We start from the raw sequence: 16,924 nt of genomic DNA on the forward strand, positions 1-16,924 counted from the left end.
TCGTGCAGCGACTGCTGCAACATCCCGAGAATGTGCGGTAGTTACGGACATCCGAGTGGCCGGGAACTGATCGCTGCCTCTGTTCGTCACTAAGAGTAAGCGAATGGGCGGGGAGTGGAATCATGTCGGTCACGCTGGGCGAAGAGATCATGCTGCTGTCTCTGGACGACGAGTCCGGAGCGGCCAAGGACCGGCAGGCCGCCGGATGGGCCGTCGCGGGTGGCATCCTGCTCGAACTCGTCCTGGCGGGGCGGCTCTCGGTGGACGGCGGCCGGTTGTCGGTGACCGGCCGCACGCCCACCGGTGTCGCCCTGCTCGACGAGCGGCTCGGTCTGATCGACGCCTGGGCGGCGAAGAAGAGCAAGCCGCCCAAGGTGACGGACTGGCTGACGAGGGATCACGGCAAGGCGGTCGAGGCCACGACGGAGAGCCTGCGGGCACGTGGCCTCGTGAGCGAGGAGCAGCGCAAGGTGCTCGGCGTCTTCCCGGTGCGCCGCTATCCCGAGGCGGACGGGGCGACCGAGGCGGAGCTGCGCGAGCGCCTGGCCTCCGTGGTGCAGCACGGCACGGATCCGGACGACCGCACGGCCGGCCTCGTCGCCCTGATCCACGCCGCCAAGCTGCACCGGCTCGCGTTCCCCGAGGTGCCGGCGCGGGAGGTGAAGCCGCGCATGGAGAAGATCGCGGAGGGCCAGTGGGCGGGCGACGACGTCCGTACGGCGATCCGCGACATGCAGGCGGCGATGGTGGCGGTCACCGCAGTCACCGTGGTCACCGCGGTGTCGTGATCGCCTGAGCTGCCCGGCCTGATCCGGCGCGTACCGGCCTGCTAGCCGAGTTGCTCCGGCAGCGCCGCCGCGTGCAGCACGATCAGGCCCGACACCGCGCGGGTCAGGGCCACGTACAGGCGGCGCAGGCCCGTGCGTTCGTCGGGTTCGCCGTCGACCACGGCCGCCGGTTCGTCCAGCACCACGTAGTCGTACTCCAGCCCCTTGGCCAGCGAGGCCGGGACCAGGGTCAGCCGGGACGCGGCGGTCGTCTCCTCGCCCGGGGAGAGATACGCGTGGCCCGCCGCATCGAGCGCCGCCGCCAGGGCCGGGATGCGGGCGTCGGCGGCGATCAGGCCGATCGAGCCCTCGTGCCGCAGCGACTCCGTGCACGCCGCGACCACCGCGGAGTCCAGCTCGTCGGCCGACGCCACCGCACGCACCGCGAGGGAGCCGGGTGTCTCACGTACCGACTCCACCGGGGCCAGGCCCGGCGAGATCGCGGGGAGCAGCCGGGAGGCGTACGCGATGACCTCGCGCGGCACACGGAAACCGGCCGTGAGCTCCTCCACCACCGCGTCCGCCTTGCCCAGATGAAAGAGCGCCTGCTCCCAGCTCCCCGTCGACCACGGCGTCGTCCCCTGCGCCAGGTCGCCGAGCACCGTCGCCGAACCGGTCGAGCAGCGGCGGCCCACCGCGCGGTACTGCATCGGGGACAGGTCCTGGGCCTCGTCGATCACGACATGGCCCAGCGAGTGCGTCCGGGCCACCAGGTCGGCCGCCTCGTCGATCAGGACCGCGTCCGCCGCCGTCCACCTCGCCGACTTCACGCTGCGGGCGGGCTTCGCCATGAGGATCTGCTTCTGCTCGTCGCCGGTGAGGATCCCCTCCGCGTGCGCGCCCAGGAACTCCGCGTCCGTCAGGAGCCGCAGCACCAGCTTCGCCGGGTCCACCGCCGGCCAGACCGCCTTCACGGCCGCCTTCACCGCGGGATTGCGCGCCACCGCGTTCTGCACCCGGTCGTCGGGGGCCTCGCCCGCCTCCTCCATCCGTACGAGGACGGCGTGGGCGATGCGCTGCGGAAGGGCCTCGTGGGCGGCCCCGTACCGCATGTCACGGGCCAGCAGCTCGGTGGTCATCTCCTCGACCTCGTACGCCGGGACCCGCCAGCGACGGGAGCCGCGCACCACCACGACCGGCTCCGTCGGAGGCGTCACGTGCGAACGGATCGCCCGGCGCAGGACCTCCGCCATCCGGGCGTCGCCCTTGATCACCGCGGCGGCGGACTCGTCCGTGCCCCGCACCTCGACGCGCGCCGCCACCAGGTCCTCGACGGTGGCCTGCTGCACCTCCAGCTCGCCCAGCGCGGGCAGGACCTGCTCGATGTAGTGGAGGAACGACCGGTTGGGGCCGACGACGAGGGTGCCGGTGCGGGCGAGGCGGTCGCGGTGCGCGTACAGGAGGTAGGCGACACGGTGCAGGCCGACGGCCGTCTTCCCGGTCCCGGGGCCTCCCTGGACGCAGACCGTGCCACCGAGATCACTGCGGACGATCTCGTCCTGCTCCGGCTGGATCGTCGCCACGATGTCGCGCATCGGGCCGACACGGGGCCGCTCGATCTCCGCCTGGAGGAGCTTGCTGGTCTGCTCGGTCTCCGCCGGGTCGGTGAGGTACTCGTCCTCGTACGCGGTCAGCTCCCCGCCGGTGTAGCCGAAGCGGCGGCGGTGGTCGACGTCCAGCGGGTTGTTCCTGGAGGCCTGGTAGAACGGCTGGGAGACCGGGGCGCGCCAGTCGATGACCATGGGGTCGCCATGGGCGTCGTGGACGTGGCGGCGCCCGATGTAGAACCGCTCTCCCTCGGCGCCCTCCGCCTTCTCGGCCCCGACCACGTGCAGATAGTCGAGGCGCCCGAAGAACAGCGGGGTGTGGGTGAGGTCGGCGAGCGCCTTGATCCGGTCGTCGATCTGCGACTGGAGGACCGCGGCGTTGACCCAGTTCGCGGTGACGTCGCGGATGTCGAGCGCCTGCACGTCCTCGCGCATGGCGCGCAGCGCGGCACGGGACGCGGCGAGGTGCGCCCGCTCCCTGACCAGTGGATTGCTTGACTCTTCGTGCGCGGGCACGGTGTTGCCTCCGGCTTTTCGACGCAGGACGGCGGACCGGGCTCACCGCCCGGTCCGCTCGGGGACGTTCACACACAGATGCGCACGCGCGGTGGGCGCGTGCGGCTGTTGTCGGCCGGTTTCCGTCCGGTCGGCGGCGCTCCCCCGGCTGCCGGCCGCTCGGAGGGCTGGCCGGTACCACGGTGCGGGAGGCGGGCAGACCGGCGATTGTATCGACCGCCGCCCCCGGGGGCGAACGAATAGATCGCAGGGACGGACACGCCAGGCGGTCGGGGCGCCCGGTGCCGCCTACCGGCCGTCGGACCCGTCCTGCTCCGACTCCTGGAAGTCCGCGACGGCCTCGCCGTGCAGGGTCGCCCACTCCGTCAGGGCGGCGATGGGCACCACGAGCGTCCGGCCGAGTCCGGTGAGGCTGTACTCGACCCGCGGCGGCGCCTCGGCGTACGCGTGGCGTTCGACGAGGCCGTAGCCCTGGAGCCTGCGCAGCGTCTGGGTGAGGACCTTGCGCGAGATGCCGCCGATGAGGTCGACGAGTTCGCCGTGCCGGCACGGCCGTCGGCTGAGCGCGAAGATCACGACGACGGCCCATTTGTCGGTGATGATCTCGATCGCCAGCCGGGCCGGGCAGTCGGCGAGGAAGACGTCTCCGGCCGAGTGGCTCATGGCATGGAAGGTACCAGGAGGTACCTGTCGGATCAGTAATTTCGTCTGTGTGCGGCGGCACCGGACGCGGACAACATCCGTGCACACCCGGCCCGTTGAGCGCCCTGCCGTCGCATCGCACAGCCCTCCGAGAGAAAGACGGTCACCCCATGCCGCGAGTCGTCGTGTTCGACAGGACCGGAGCCCCGGACGTCCTGCACCTCGTCGATCAGCCGGTCACCGAGCCCGCCGCCGGCGAGGTGCGGATCAGGATCGAGGCCATCGGCGTCAACCGGCTCGACCAGATGATGCGCGCCGGCTCCTACCCCGGGCCGGTGCGTCTGCCGCACGCCCGGCTGGGCTGCGAGGGAACCGGCGTCGTCGACGCGGTGGGCCCCGGCGTCGAGGGGCCCGGAGTCGGTGACGCGGTCGTCATCACCGCCGTCCCCGAGATGGACCTCAACGGCACCTACGCCGAATACACCACCGTGCCGGCCGCTTCCGTCGTCCCGCGGCCCACCGGGCTGGACGCGACCGGCGCGGCGGCCCTGTGGGTGGCGTACTCCACGGCGTACGGCGCGCTCATGGAGAAGGCCGGGATGCGGCCCGGCGACCATGTCCTGATCACCGCCGCCTCCAGCTCCGTCGGCCTCGCCGCCATCCAGGTCGCCAACCAGATCGGCGCCGTCCCCCTGGCGGTCACCCGCCACACCGCGAAGAAGGAAGGGCTGCTCGCCGCAGGCGCCGCCGCCGTCATCGTCACCGACCACGAGGACGTGGCCGAAGCCGCCCGCCGGCACAGCGGCGGGGCCGGAGCCGACATCATCCTCGACTCCGTCATGGGCCCCGGCCTGGCGGACCTGGCGAAGGCGGCCAGGGCCGGCGGGACCCTGGTCACCGCGGGCTGGCTGGACCCCCGGCCCGCGTCGTTCCCGATGTCCTGGCCCCTCACGGTCCTCGGCTACGCAAGCTTCGAGCACACGCTGGACCCCACGGTGGTCCGCCGGATCGCGGCGTTCGTGAACGCCGGCCTGCGCACCGGGGCGCTGCGGCCCACCGTCGACCGGGAGTTCGGCCTCGACGACATCGTCGAGGCGCACCGGTACCTGGAGAGGGGACAACAGGTCGGCAAGATCGTCGTCACCGTCTGACCGCGAGCGGCGCGGCACCGTCCGTCCCGTAGGGGACGGGTCCGTCTTTCGGCCGACCCGGATCCGCACAAGCTTCGGCCGGTCGGCCGATGCAGGGGAACGGGCCGGCGGAGCACCATGGAGTACATGAGCACCGTTTACCTGAACCCACGCAGGACCGGACCCGCGCACGGCGCCACGGCGGCCACCGGTCACCCTCGCGGCCACCGCATAGGAAACGCGGTGCGTGCCGTCTCGGTCTTCACACGCACCGCGTTCGGTGTCGCCGTCCTCGGCGAGTACGCGGAGGAGGCGGGCGTCGTCCGCCGCCACCGCTAGGCCCCGGCCATCTGTCCCTGTCAGCTCTCCGTCAGCAACTCGTCCGCGTCGACGATCCGGTACGCGTAACCCTGCTCGGCCAGGAACCGCTGGCGGTGCGCCGCGAAGTCCTGGTCGATCGTGTCGCGCGCGACCACCGAGTAGAAGCGGGCCTCGTGCCCGTCCGCCTTCGGCCGCAGCACCCGGCCGAGTCGCTGTGCCTCCTCCTGGCGCGAGCCGAACGTCCCCGACACCTGGATGGCGACCGTCGCCTCCGGCAGGTCGATCGAGAAGTTCGCGACCTTCGACACGACCAGCACACTGATCTCGCCCTGACGGAACGCCTCGAACAGCTTCTCGCGCTGCGCGTTGCTCGTCTCGCCCTTGATCACCGGGGCGTCCAGGTGCTCACCGAGCTCGTCGAGCTGGTCGATGTACTGACCGATGACCAGGGTCTGCTCTCCCTGGTGCTTGCGCACGAGCGCCTCGGTGACCTTCCGCTTCGTCGCGGTCGTCGCGCAGAACCGGTACTTCTCCTCGGCCTCCGCCGTCGCGTAGGCGAGGCGCTCCGAGTCGGTGAGGTTCACGCGGACCTCGACGCAGTCGGCGGGCGCGATGTAGCCCTGCGCCTCGATCTCCTTCCACGGGGCGTCGAACCGCTTGGGCCCGATGAGCGAGAAGACGTCCGACTCGCGCCCGTCCTCACGCACCAGCGTCGCGGTGAGCCCGAGACGGCGGCGGGCCTGGAGGTCGGCGGTGAACTTGAAGACGGGCGCGGGCAGCAGGTGCACCTCGTCGTAGATCACCAGCCCCCAGTCACGGGAGTCGAACAGCTCCAGGTGCGGGTAGATCCCCTTACGGCGGGTCGTCAGCACCTGGTACGTGGCGATGGTGACCGGCCGGATCTCCTTGCGCGTACCGCTGTACTCGCCGATCTCGTCCTCGGTCAGCGAGGTCCGCTTCACCAGCTCGTGCTTCCACTGCCGGGCGGAGACGGTGTTGGTGACCAGGATCAGGGTGGTCGCCTTGGCCTCCGCCATGGCGCCGGCCCCGACCAGGGTCTTGCCGGCGCCGCAGGGGAGGACGACGACGCCCGAGCCGCCGTGCCAGAAGCCCTCGACGGCCTGCTTCTGGTACGGGCGCAGCGCCCAGCCGTCCTGGGCGAGATCGATCGGGTGCGCCTCGCCGTCGACGTATCCGGCGAGGTCCTCGGCAGGCCAGCCCAGCTTCAGCAGCGTCTGCTTGATCTGGCCGCGCTCGGAGGGGTGCACGGCCACGGTGTCCGGGTCGAGGCGCGCCCCGACCAGCGGCTGGACCTTCTTCGAGCGGAGGATCTCCTCCAGCACCGGCCGGTCGTTGGACGTCAGCACCAGCCCGTGGACCGGGTGCTTGGACAGGGTGAGGCGGCCGTACCGCGCCATCGTCTCGGCGATGTCGACGAGGAGCGCGTGCGGCACGGGGTAGCGCGAGTACTCGACGAGCGCGTCGACGACCTGCTCGGCGTCGTGCCCCGCGGCGCGGGCGTTCCACAGGCCGAGCGGGGTCACCCGGTAGGTGTGGATGTGCTCGGGGGCACGCTCCAGCTCGGCGAAGGGTGCGATGGCACGGCGGCAGGCATCGGCCTGGTCGTGGTCGACTTCGAGGAGCAGCGTCTTGTCGCTCTGGACGATGAGGGGTCCGGTCACGCGCGTCGGCCCTTTCCGGCGTGGGGTGGCCGCCGGGTGCGAACGGCCAAACGTCCAGTGTGCCTCATCGGCCGCCGGTGGGCGGGGCTCCTGTGGCCGGCGCCTCTGGAAGGGCGCACCGCGCGTACGCACCCTGGGACCGCTTGTGACGCACGTCATGGCACGGAGGCCGGCGCATGGTCGGCAGGGAGGCGGGCGACGCGGGCATGGGCCGGCTGCGCAGTTCCCCCACGGGCGTGATCATGATCGCCCTGCCGTCGCCGGTCGGTGTGTGCCGGGCGGTGCTGCCGGCCATGTTCATCTGGCGCCGACCCGGGGACGAGGCCCCAGGCCCGTAGCGTGGAGGGATGGACGGAGCGGAAGCCGCGGGACGGGCGCCGGGCGCCGACGACCGGGGCTTCCCGGCCCACCACGCGCCGCGGTGCGGCACGCCGGGTGAGCTGGACGCCCTCGTCACGCGGTGCCGCGCCTGCCCCCGGCTGGTCGCGTGGCGGGAGGAGATCGCCGGGACCAAGCGCGCGGCCTTCCAGGACTGGGACTACTGGGCGCGGCCCGTCCCCGGCTTCGGGCCGTCCGACGCCACGGTGGCGGTGGTCGGGCTCGCCCCCGCCGCCCACGGCGGCAACAGGACCGGCCGGATGTTCACCGGCGACGCGGCCGGCGACTTCCTCTTCGCCGCGCTGCACACCGTGGGCCTGGCCTCGCAGCCGTCCTCCGTCCACGCGGAGGACGGGCTCACCCTGCGCGGCGTACGGCTCACCTCCCCCGTGCACTGCGCGCCCCCGGCGAACAGGCCCACGCCGGAGGAGCGCGACAACTGCCGTCCCTGGCTTGCCGCCGAGCTGGACCTGCTGAGCCCGGGGCTGCGCGCGGTGGTCGTCCTCGGCGGGTTCGGCTGGCAGGCGGTGCTCCCGGTGCTCGCCGAGGCGGGGTGGCGGCTGCCGCGCCCGCGTCCCGCCTTCGGCCACGGTGCGCACGTCGTACTGCCCGCCACGGAGCGCAGGCAGGAACTGCACCTGCTGGGGAGTTACCACCCGAGTCAGCGCAACACGTTCACCGGCCGGCTCACCATGCCCATGCTGGTCGACGTGCTCCGCGAGGCCGCGACCGCCGGCGGGCTCCCGGTGTCCTGAGCGCGGCACCCCCCGTCAGGGCGTCTGCTCGTCGGCGAGCTCCGCGACGCCCGTGATCCGGTGCAACGGATACGTCCGGACCTCGTCGGCCGTGTGGTCGTACGCCGTCACGAAGCCGCCCTCCACCTTGACCGGGGCGATCACCCGCTGGCTGGCCGCGCCGTCGGCGTTGACGTAGCCGATCCAGACGGCCGAGCCGGTCATCGCGGCCGCCTGCACCGTGGCCAGGGTCTCGGCGGGGGCCGTGCGGGGGAGTGAGCCCGCCGTGGCCGTGTCCGGGCCCTCCTTGTGGACGGCTCTGGCTGCCGTGTCGCCCGCCCGGATGGCCCGGACCGCGGCGCTCAGCAGGGTGGAGTCCGGGACCGGCGGGCCCTCGGGGACGGGGGCGGGGGGCGTACGCGGCGGAGTGCGGCGGGCGCCGGCGCGGGTGATCAGGACGTCGCCCTCGGCGGACTCGGCGGCCGGGGCGTACCCCATCTCGCGCAGCCCTTCGAGGAGCGACCCCGGGTCGGCCTGCGAGGCCAGGACGGTCGGAGCCAGCCGGCGCAGCCGCAGGGTGGCCGAGCGCTTGTCGGCCAGGATCTCGTTGAGCACGGCCTCGTCGTCGCAGCGCACGTACGCGGAGGCGGCGCCGATCCGCAGGTGCCCGTGGCGGCGGGCCACGTCGTCGATGAGGTAGCTCAGCGGCTGCGGCACCGGCGTACGGCTGTGGGTGGCCAGGAAGGCGTGCAGGTCCGTCGCGGCCCGTCCGGCGTCGAGTGCGCGGCGTACGGAGCCGGGCGTGAAGCGGTAGACCGTCGCGCCGCCCTTGGACTCGACGTCGGCGAGCACCGAGAGCATGTCGGCGAGCGGGCGTTCCAGCGGGCCGGGGGCGACCGCCGTCAGGTCGGCCTGGAGCAGCACGTGGTCCAGGGGTTCGGGGATCAGCGGGGCGAGGCGGGCGGCGGCCGCGTCGGGGCCCTCGTCGAGCAGCGCGCGGGCCTGGGAGGAGAGGGCACCGCGGCCGGTGATCCCCAGCAGCTCCGCGTCGTTGACCGTCCACAGGGCGATCCGGGAGCGGAGGTCGGAGGCCTCGCCCGTGGGCCCGCCCGGTACGGCGGGTCCGCCCGGGGCCGAGGAGCGCAACGGACGTTCCCAGCGGAGCCGGGCGAGCAGCGTCTGCGGGTCGGGTGCGGTGCCCGGCGGGAGCGAGGCGTACAGGGCCAGCACCCGGCGGCGTACCTCGGGGGCGGCCGAGCGGTCCAGGTCGGGGCCGAGTGCGGACAGCGCCCTGCCCTTGGCGTCCTGGCCGCCGATCAGGCCCGCCGTGCGGGTGGCGGCGAGCCAGGCGGTGGCGAGGTGGGTCCAGCGGTCCTGGGCGGGGAGGTCCAGCCACTCGTCGGACGCGGGCGTCGGCGCGTACCGCTCGTCGGTCTCGCCGTCGGAGGCCAGCAGGCCCGCCGCGTAGGCGAGTTCGATCCAGAAGGCGGCGACGGTCTCCGAGACGTCGAGCGCGTTCGCGGCGCGCTTCAGCTCACGCACGCTCAGGCCGCCCGCGCGGAGGATGGCCGGACCACCGTCGTTCCAGAGCTTGAGGAGCTCCTCGACGGTGGACAGCGCCATGAAGCCCTGGCCCGCCGCGGCTCTGTCCACAGCCTGGGGATCCCGCTCGGCCGCCGCCACGATCGCCGGGGGCACGGGCTCGGGCACACGGTGGGCGCGGCCCGCCCGCAGATGCAGCGCCGCCTCGCGCGGCAGGACGACGGTGCGCGTCGAGACGGGCAGCAACAGCCCGCGGTCGCGCAGCCATTGCACGGGCGGCGCGGGGTTCGGGGTGACCTCCCCGTACGGCGGCCCCCAGACCAGCCGGTCGAGCACGGACAGCGCCTCGACGGGGGCGGTGTCCAGCAGTTCCGCCATCCTCGTCCGGTCCGTGAAGAGCCCGGCCAGCGCGGAGACGGCGGAGACCGGGTCGTGGGTGGCGGGCAGCCCGGCGGCGGCCAGGATCTCCTGCAGCCTGCCGGGCGACATCCCGGCCGTGGCCTCGGAGACGGTCGGGCCGAGGCCGGTGGGGGAGGGGTGCTGCGGTGACGGGGCGAGCAGCTCGCGCGCGGTGCGCACGAGGTGCAGCCGGGTGTCCTCGCCCCAGACCAGGGCCTGTTCGCGGAGGGTCGTGAGGGCGGCGGGCAGCGCGGCGGTGATCGCGGCGCCCGCGTCGTCGCGCCCGTCGCCGTCGTCCTGGCCGTCACCGGTGAGGAGCGCGAGCAGCGTGTCGTACGGTGCCGGGTCCGGCGCCACGGCCAGCGCCTCCGCGGTCTGCAGGGCGAAGCGGTCGAGGTGCTCCAGCGCACGGACGACGGAGGCGCGCGTGCCGGCCCGCGTCGCCAGCTGGGTGATGTCGTTCGGCACGGGGCTGAGCAGGTCGGGGCGGGCACGCAGCAGCCCTGCCAGCGATTCGTCGCCCCGGGCGCGCAGAGCTTCGGCGAGCGTGCGCGGTGGTGTGGTCGTCCCCATCCGTCCCACGGTAGCCCCTGGAACGCTACCGTCGGGGCAGGGCGGTGGAGGGAGAACGATCGCGTGGGGATCGAGAGCGACCAGCTTGTCTACGACTACCTCAGCCGGGTCGGTGACCTGGCGCAGCAGCAACAGCTGTCCTCGGGCGCCCGGATGAGGCTCGTCGCGACGCTCCGGGGCGAGATCGACCGGCAGCGCGGCACGGACGGCTCGGACTCTCCCGCGGTGGTCCGGCGCATCCTCGGACGGCTCGGCGCCCCGGGTGAACTCGTGGCCGCGGCGGCCGAGTCGGGCGACGGGGCGGTGCCCCTGCCGTCTCCCCGGGCGGACGTGGCCACGGACGCGGCGGAACCGCGCGGGGTGCCACGGGCACGGCGGAGTGCGCTCAGGAAAGCCGCGTCGCGGAAGGGCGCGTCGCCGGGCCGCAAGGAGCCCCGGAGCGCCGCCGCGAGCCCGGAGTCAGGGCTCGGGGAGCCGGACACCGAGGGACGGGCGTCCGGCGAGCCGGACCCGGACTGGCCGTCGGCGTCCGCGCCGCACATGGCCGGCCTGGACCAGGCGCCCCCCGGGGCGGAGCCCGAGTGGTGGCGGATCGAGCCGGGGCCCTTCGGCGAGGGCGGGCAGGCCGGACCCGGCGGGCAGGGCGCGCCGGGGGCCATGGGGCCCGGCACCGCCGTGCCGGGGTTCGTGGGCGGGCTGGAGAGCCCGGAGCTGTTCGGATTGCCGAGCGCTCCGAAGGCCCCGGGGCCGCGTGCGCCGGCCGAGGCGGAGGAGCCGGGGCCGGCGGAGGCCGGGAAGGAGGCCGAGCCACCGGCGCCCAGGCGGCGGAAGCTGCGGCTGCCCCGCGTCCGGCGGGCCGCCGTGGACGGCGAGGTCGCCGTGCGGCCCCGCCTCTCGAACCCGCTTCTGCTGCTGGCGGCCGCACTGCTCGTGGCCGGCGCCGTGGCCGGATCGTGGCTGGCGCTCGCGGGCGGCTGGCTGCTGGCGTACAGCTCGCGCAAGTTCTCGCGCGCCGAGGCGAAATGGGTGGCGCTGGGCCTGCCGGGCGTGGTCGTGGCCGGGGCCTTCGTCTGGCTGTGGGGCCGCACCGACGGCCGCTGGGGCGAACCCCTCGCGGCGGACGCGATGGGGGACGCGATGACGGACGTCTGGCCCGTGGTGGTGCGGGTGGCGGCGGTGTCGTCGGCGTTGTATCTGGTGTGGCGCTCACGCAGGCTGGCGAGATGACGGCGGCCGGCCCGGAGAGTGTACGTTCGTACACTCCAGGGTGTACGCTCGTACGCATGCCGACGGACCACTTCGCCAACGATCCGCGTTCCAACCTCGAGCGCATGCTCGCCGGTGACCTCTACGTCGCCGACGACCCGGAGATCGGCCGGCGGCAGCAGCGGGCCATGCGCCTCGCGGCCCGCTTCCAGGCCGCCTACACCGAGGACGCCGACGCGGCCAGGACGATCCTGGCCGAGTTGCTGGACTCCGTGGGCGAGGGCGTCGACCTGCGCCCGCCGCTCTACGTCGACTACGGCAGCAACATCACGATCGGCGCCCGCACCTTCGTCAACTACCACCTCACGGCGCTGGACGTCGCGCGCATCACCATCGGTGAGGACTGCCAGATCGGCCCCAACGTCCAGCTCCTGACCCCCACCCACCCCGTGGAGCCGGAGCCCCGCAGGGACAAGCTGGAAGCGGCGCTCCCCATCACCATCGGCGACAACGTCTGGCTCGGCGGCGGGGTCATCGTCTGCCCCGGGGTGACCATCGGATCCAACTCCGTGATCGGGGCCGGAGCCGTGGTCACGAAGGACATCCCCGCCGACGTCGTCGCCGTGGGCAACCCCGCCCGCGTCGTCCGCGCCGTCTGACCCGCCCGCCCATGGCCACCGGACGCACGGATCCGCAGCGGCGCGAGCGCATCCTCGCCGCCACGCTCGACCACATCGCCGAGGAGGGTGTCGTCGGCGTCTCCCACCGCAAGATCGCCGGGCGCGCCGAGGTCCCGCTGGGCTCGATGACGTATCACTTCGACGGCATCGACGACCTGCTGCGCGAGGCCTTCACCCGCTTCGCCGACCACATCGTGGCCGTCTTCGAGCTGCACCTGGGACGGGCCGACACCCCCGAGCAGGCCCGTGAGGCCGTCACCGACCTCATCCACGTGCTCTCCGAGGGCCCCCGGCGCGACCTCGTCCTCACCCAGGAGCTCTACACGCTGGCCGCCCGGCGCGACGAGTACCGCGAGCTCACCCACGCGTGGATGAACCGCAGCCGCCGCCTGCTGGAGCAGCACTTCGACCCGGACACCGCCCGTCAGCTGGACGCGCTGATCGAGGGGCTGGCCCTGCACAGGTCGCTCGACACCGAGCCGCAGGACCGCGAGCTGACGCGGCTGGCGGTGCGGCGCATGACGTCCTGGGCACAGGACCCCCGAACCGCCTGTGGGGCGCGGACCTGACACCGCGCCCCACAGGCTTCTCCACCGATGAGACCGTCTCCGGCTACGCGGCGCCGGGCGGCATCGTGGCCTCGCCCCTCGTGGCTTCGGCGGCCGTCAGGCTCCGGGAAGCGCTGGGGCGCGGGGACCGGGAGGGGTGACCGCGCGCGAGCCTACTTCGTCAGGTCCGCCTGGAGCTCGTCCAGGATCTTGTCCGCCGCCGTGTAGCCGATGCCCTGGATCCACAGCTCGTCCTCGACCGGGAACACCTTGCCGGCCTTCACCGCGCCCATGTTCTTCCACAGCCCGCTGCCCACGGTCTGCTTCTGCTTGGACTTCTCCGCGTCCCCGTACGTCGAGTGGAAGACGACGTCCGCGTCCGCCTGGTCGATCTTCTCCGGGCTGACGTCGTACGAGAAGCCGTCCTCGGCCTTGTCGACGATCGCGGGCCGGCCGAGGCCGACGTCGGCGAGGATCGTCGCGATGTAGCTCTGGCGGCCGTAGACGCGGATGTCCGCGCCCTCGACGAACCGCACCATGTTGACCTCGGTGGCCGCCGCCTTCTCCTTGCCGCCGAGCGCCTCGGTGACCTCGCCGACGTGCGCGTCGTAGCCGGCGATGACCTTCTCGGCCGCGGGGACCTTGCCGAGCGCGTTGGCGTGGACCTGGAAGTTCTCCTTCCAGGGGTAGCCCGTGTTCTCCGTCATGACCGTCGGGGCGATCTTCGAGAGCTCGTCGTACGCGTCGCCGTGGCGGATCTTGCTGGTGAGGATCAGGTCCGGCTTCAGCCCCGCGATCGCCTCCAGGTTCGGCGTCATCATCTCGCCGACGTCCTCGATGCCCGCGACCTTCTCCTTCGGCAGGTAGCTCAGGTAACCCGACTCCGTGCCGGTGTGCGTGGCGCCGACCGGCTTCACGCCGAGGGTGAGCGCGGAGTCCAGCTCGGCGGTGTCCAGGACGACGACCCGCTTCGGGGCGACGGGGACCTTGATGTTGCCCATGGCCGTGGCGACCGTGTGGGTCTTGCCGTCGGAGGAGGACGTCGAGCCGCCGGAGCCGGAGCCGGAGTCGGACGAGCCGCAGGAGGTGAGGGTCAGCGCGGCGGTCACGGCCAGTGAACCGGTGACGAGGAGACGGGCCGCAGGAGGTGTGGGCATGTCAGAGGGCCTTTCCGGAAAGGGATGAGGAGGACGTGGTGGGAGTCCAGGGCGCGCCGGGTACGACGAGCGGCGAGCCCGTGACCGGGTCCGGGACGATGACGGCTTCCAGGCCGAAGACCTCGCGCACGAGCTCTGCGGTGACGACGTCCCCGGGTCGCCCCTCGGCGACGATGCGGCCCGCCTTCATGGCGACGAGGTGGTCGGCGTAACGGGCGGCCTGGTTGAGGTCGTGCAGGACGGTGACGACGGTCCGCCCCCGGCTGCCGTCCGCGGCCGGGGCGGCGAGTCGGCGCACCAGGTCGAGGACCTCGACCTGGTGCGCGATGTCGAGATACGTCGTCGGCTCGTCGAGCAGCAGCAGATCCGTGTCCTGCGCGAGCGCCATCGCGATCCACACCCGCTGGCGTTGGCCCCCGGACAGCTCGTCCACCGGCCGGTCGCCGAGCGCGGTGATGTCGGTGCGTGCCATGGCGTCACTCACCGCGCGCTCGTCCGCTTCCGACCACTGCTGCCACCAGCGCTGGTGCGGCTGGCGGCCACGGGCGACCAGGTCGGAGACGGTGATCGCCTCGGGTGCCACGGGTGTCTGCGGGAGCAGCCCGACCGACTGGGCGATCGTGCGCGTGGGGATGCGCGACAGCTCCGTACCGTCCAGGAGCACGGAGCCGCCGGCCGGCTTCAGCAGCCGGCCCAGCGCGCGCAGAGTCGTCGACTTGCCGCAGGCGTTCGGGCCGACGATGACCGTCACGCACCCGTCGGGCACGGCCAGGTCCAGCTCGTGCACGACGGTGCGGTCGTCGTAGGCGAGGGTCAGGGCGCGCGCCGTGAGCCTGGACGTGGCGGTGTCCTGCGTACGGGTCGTCATGCGTTGCCTCCACTGCGGCCGCCGTGGCCACGGATGATCAGCCAGATCAGATACGGGGCGCCGACCGCCGCCGTCAGCACACCCACCGGGAGCTCGGTGGGGGAGAAGAGCCTGCGGGCCAGCAGATCCGCGAGGACGACGATCACGGCGCCGAGCAGTGCCGAGCACAGCAGAGGGATCTGCGCCGTACGCGTCATCCGGCGGGCGATCTGCGGGGCGAGCAGCGCCACGAAGTCGACCGGCCCGGCCGTCCCCGTCGCCACGGACGCCAGGACCACCCCGAGGGCGACGAGCCCCAGCCGTACGCGCCCGAGGCGGACGCCGAGCGCCGTCGCGGTGTCGTCGTCCATCGAGACGGTGCGCTGCGCGCGCGCCGCCCACAGGACGGCCGGGAGCAGGATCAGGAGCGCCCAGCCGATGGGGGCGGCCTCGTTCCAGCCGCGGCCGTTGAGCGAGCCCGTCATCCAGATCTGCGCCTGCTGGGCGACCAGGTAGTCGCCCTTCGTCAGGAACAGCGTGGTCACCGAGCGCAGGGCGATCGCGAAGCCGATCCCGATGAGGACGAAGCGGGTCGCGTGGAGCCCGCCGCGCCACGCGAAGAGGTACACCAGCGCGGCGGCGGCGACGCCGCCGATGACGGAGAGATAGGGCAGGACGGTGTACGAGGTGAGGCCGAAGGTCATCGCGCCGACCGTGAGCGCGCTCGCGCCCTGGCTGATGCCGATGATGTCGGGGCTGGCGAGCGGGTTGCGGGCGACGGTCTGGATCAGCGCACCGGCGATCCCGAAGGCCGCGCCGACGAGCAGCCCGACGACCATGCGGGGCAGCCGCAGGGTGCCCACGACCAGTTCGTCCGGCGACGGCTGCCCGAGGACGACCTTCACGACCTCCGCGGGCGCCACGAAGCTCTCCCCGGTGCAGAGGTAGGCGACACAGACCGCCGCCAGCAGGACGACGAGGGCCACGGCGACGAGGCCGGCCCGCCGGTGGAGCAGGAAGCGGGCCCGCTTCCCGACCCGTACGACCTGGTAGCCGGCGGGGCGGACCGGGGCCCGTACGGGCACTGCCGTGTCCGCGCTCATGCGGGCACCGCCTTCCGGCGTACGAGGGTGACCAGGAACGGCACGCCGATCAGCGCCGTCATCACGCCTGCCGGGACCTCGCCGGGCGGGAACAGGACCCGGCCGACGACATCGGAGACGAGGAGCATCACGGGCCCGACGAGGGCCGCCATCGGCAGCACCCAGCGGTGGTCGCCGCCCACGATCGCGCGGGCGATGTGCGGCACCGCGAGGCCGACGAAGGCGATCGGTCCGGCCGCCGCCACACCCGCGCCGGTGAGCACGGTCGCCCCGACACCGCCGACGATGCGGACGGCCGCGACGTTCTGCCCCAGGCCCTTCGCGACGTCCTCGCCCAGCGCCAGCGCGTCGAGCCCGCGCGCGACGGACACCACGAGGGCGGCCCCGATCAGCAGGAACGGCCAGATCTGCTGGGCGACCTGGGCCTCGCGGCCGGCGATCGAGCCCACCTGCCAGAAGCGGAACTCGTCGAGCGCCGACGCCTTCGTGGTGAGCACCGCCATGGTCACGGACACGAGCAGCGCGTTGATCGCGGCGCCGCCCAGCGCGAGCTTCACCGGCGTCGCACCGCCCCGGCCCCGGGAGGCGATGGCGTACACGGCGACGGACGCGACGGCGGCCCCGCCGAAGGCGAACCACACATAGCCGGTGAGGGTGTGGATCCCGGCGTAGGCGATGGCCAGCACGACGGCCACCGAGGCGCCCTGGCTGATCCCGAGGATCCCCGGGTCGGCGATGGGGTTGCGCGTGATGCCCTGGAGCACCGTGCCCGCGAGGGCGAGCGCCGCGCCGACCATCAGCCCGATCACAGTGCGCGGCACCCGCATCTGCCGGATCACCTCGGCGGCGTCGGAGTGCCCGCCGTGCAGCAGGGCGTCCAGGACCGCGGACGGCGCGATGGTCCTGGCCCCCACGGCGAGGCTGAGCAGGACGGAGAGCAGCAGGGCGACGACGGCGGCAGCCGTCGCGACCGCGCGTCTGGACAGGCGTGGAGCGGCGGCTGCCATCGGAACCAATCGGGTGAGCGAGAGCCGGGAACTGCGGGGATCGGGGCATTGCGAGGTAAGGCTTGGCTAAGTCTATGTGTGGCCC

16 protein-coding genes are annotated in these 16,924 nt (G+C 73.4%); 8 read left to right on the top strand and 8 right to left on the bottom strand.

Translation table 11 applies throughout. The features are described from left to right. Window positions 1-122: 122 nt before the first annotated feature. Window positions 123-788 carry a GPP34 family phosphoprotein gene (locus ACIBCU_RS06790; RefSeq protein WP_399229787.1) on the top strand — a complete coding sequence of 222 codons (666 nt, stop codon included), beginning with the start codon at window positions 123-125 and terminating at the stop codon, window positions 786-788. A gap of 41 nt (window positions 789-829) precedes the next feature. Here ACIBCU_RS06790 and ACIBCU_RS06795 read toward each other — a convergent pair whose 3' ends face one another. Together ACIBCU_RS06795 and ACIBCU_RS06800 are read right to left on the bottom strand one after the other, a co-directional pair. Beyond that, entirely contained in the window at window positions 830-2,890 is a 2,061-nt protein-coding gene (locus ACIBCU_RS06795) for a UvrD-helicase domain-containing protein (protein WP_362941270.1), read from the bottom strand. A gap of 288 nt (window positions 2,891-3,178) precedes the next feature. Next, complete coding sequence (locus ACIBCU_RS06800) at window positions 3,179-3,553, bottom strand: helix-turn-helix domain-containing protein (RefSeq protein WP_362941267.1); 375 nt, start codon at window positions 3,551-3,553, stop codon at window positions 3,179-3,181. A gap of 149 nt (window positions 3,554-3,702) precedes the next feature. Between ACIBCU_RS06800 and ACIBCU_RS06805 the strand changes: the two genes are divergently transcribed. After that, window positions 3,703-4,683, top strand: coding sequence for a zinc-dependent alcohol dehydrogenase family protein (locus tag ACIBCU_RS06805; RefSeq protein WP_362941264.1), 981 nt, complete (start codon window positions 3,703-3,705; stop codon window positions 4,681-4,683). Between the two features lie 126 nt (window positions 4,684-4,809). Further along, window positions 4,810-5,001 carry a hypothetical protein gene (locus ACIBCU_RS06810; protein ID WP_356707896.1) on the top strand — a complete coding sequence of 64 codons (192 nt, stop codon included), beginning with the start codon at window positions 4,810-4,812 and terminating at the stop codon, window positions 4,999-5,001. Between the two features lie 20 nt (window positions 5,002-5,021). On the opposite strand, the gene ACIBCU_RS06815 is transcribed toward ACIBCU_RS06810, so the two are convergent. Then, the gene (locus ACIBCU_RS06815) at window positions 5,022-6,665 is read right to left on the bottom strand and encodes a DNA repair helicase XPB (protein WP_362941261.1); all 1,644 of its coding nucleotides are present in this window, start codon (window positions 6,663-6,665) and stop codon (window positions 5,022-5,024) included. 176 nt (window positions 6,666-6,841) lie between these two features. Here ACIBCU_RS06815 and ACIBCU_RS06820 point away from each other — a divergent pair, with 176 nt between their 5' ends. Both ACIBCU_RS06820 and ACIBCU_RS06825 read left to right on the top strand, forming a co-directional pair. Further along, window positions 6,842-7,003, top strand: coding sequence for a hypothetical protein (locus ACIBCU_RS06820; protein ID WP_399229791.1), 162 nt, complete (start codon window positions 6,842-6,844; stop codon window positions 7,001-7,003). A 9-nt stretch (window positions 7,004-7,012) separates the two neighbouring features. Further along, the gene (locus ACIBCU_RS06825) at window positions 7,013-7,798 is read left to right on the top strand and encodes a uracil-DNA glycosylase (RefSeq protein WP_399229793.1); all 786 of its coding nucleotides are present in this window, start codon (window positions 7,013-7,015) and stop codon (window positions 7,796-7,798) included. A 15-nt stretch (window positions 7,799-7,813) separates the two neighbouring features. Here the strand turns inward: ACIBCU_RS06825 and ACIBCU_RS06830 are convergent, their stop codons facing one another. Next, window positions 7,814-10,291, bottom strand: a complete 2,478-nt coding sequence (locus ACIBCU_RS06830) for a helicase C-terminal domain-containing protein (protein ID WP_399229795.1) — start codon at window positions 10,289-10,291, stop codon at window positions 7,814-7,816. 63 nt (window positions 10,292-10,354) lie between these two features. Here ACIBCU_RS06830 and ACIBCU_RS06835 point away from each other — a divergent pair, with 63 nt between their 5' ends. Genes ACIBCU_RS06835 through ACIBCU_RS06845 form a run of 3 tightly spaced genes read left to right on the top strand, consistent with a single transcriptional unit; the run spans window position 10,355 to window position 12,746 of the window. Then, complete coding sequence (locus tag ACIBCU_RS06835) at window positions 10,355-11,518, top strand: hypothetical protein (RefSeq protein WP_399229797.1); 1,164 nt, start codon at window positions 10,355-10,357, stop codon at window positions 11,516-11,518. Between the two features lie 56 nt (window positions 11,519-11,574). Next, window positions 11,575-12,156, top strand: coding sequence for a sugar O-acetyltransferase (locus tag ACIBCU_RS06840; RefSeq protein ID WP_399229799.1), 582 nt, complete (start codon window positions 11,575-11,577; stop codon window positions 12,154-12,156). Window positions 12,157-12,167: 11 nt separating this feature from the next. After that, window positions 12,168-12,746 carry a TetR family transcriptional regulator gene (locus tag ACIBCU_RS06845; protein ID WP_362939192.1) on the top strand — a complete coding sequence of 193 codons (579 nt, stop codon included), beginning with the start codon at window positions 12,168-12,170 and terminating at the stop codon, window positions 12,744-12,746. Between the two features lie 152 nt (window positions 12,747-12,898). Here the strand turns inward: ACIBCU_RS06845 and ACIBCU_RS06850 are convergent, their stop codons facing one another. Genes ACIBCU_RS06850 through ACIBCU_RS06865 form a run of 4 tightly spaced genes read right to left on the bottom strand, consistent with a single transcriptional unit; the run spans window position 12,899 to window position 16,839 of the window. Next, entirely contained in the window at window positions 12,899-13,882 is a 984-nt protein-coding gene (locus ACIBCU_RS06850) for an ABC transporter substrate-binding protein (protein WP_399229801.1), read from the bottom strand. A gap of 1 nt (window position 13,883) precedes the next feature. After that, on the bottom strand, window positions 13,884-14,750 hold the full coding sequence (locus tag ACIBCU_RS06855; RefSeq protein ID WP_399229803.1) for an ABC transporter ATP-binding protein: 867 nt from the start codon (window positions 14,748-14,750) through the stop codon (window positions 13,884-13,886). Further along, a complete protein-coding gene (locus tag ACIBCU_RS06860; protein WP_362939183.1) occupies window positions 14,747-15,832 on the bottom strand; it encodes an iron ABC transporter permease in 1,086 nt (361 codons plus the stop codon). The genes ACIBCU_RS06855 and ACIBCU_RS06860 overlap by 4 nt, the downstream gene beginning before the upstream one ends. Further along, window positions 15,829-16,839, bottom strand: a complete 1,011-nt coding sequence (locus ACIBCU_RS06865) for a FecCD family ABC transporter permease (RefSeq protein WP_399229806.1) — start codon at window positions 16,837-16,839, stop codon at window positions 15,829-15,831. The genes ACIBCU_RS06860 and ACIBCU_RS06865 overlap by 4 nt, the downstream gene beginning before the upstream one ends. Window positions 16,840-16,924 lie beyond the last annotated feature (85 nt).

This window comes from Streptomyces sp. NPDC051064 (assembly GCF_044455985.1).
Taxonomy (GTDB): Bacteria; Actinomycetota; Actinomycetes; order Streptomycetales; family Streptomycetaceae; genus Streptomyces.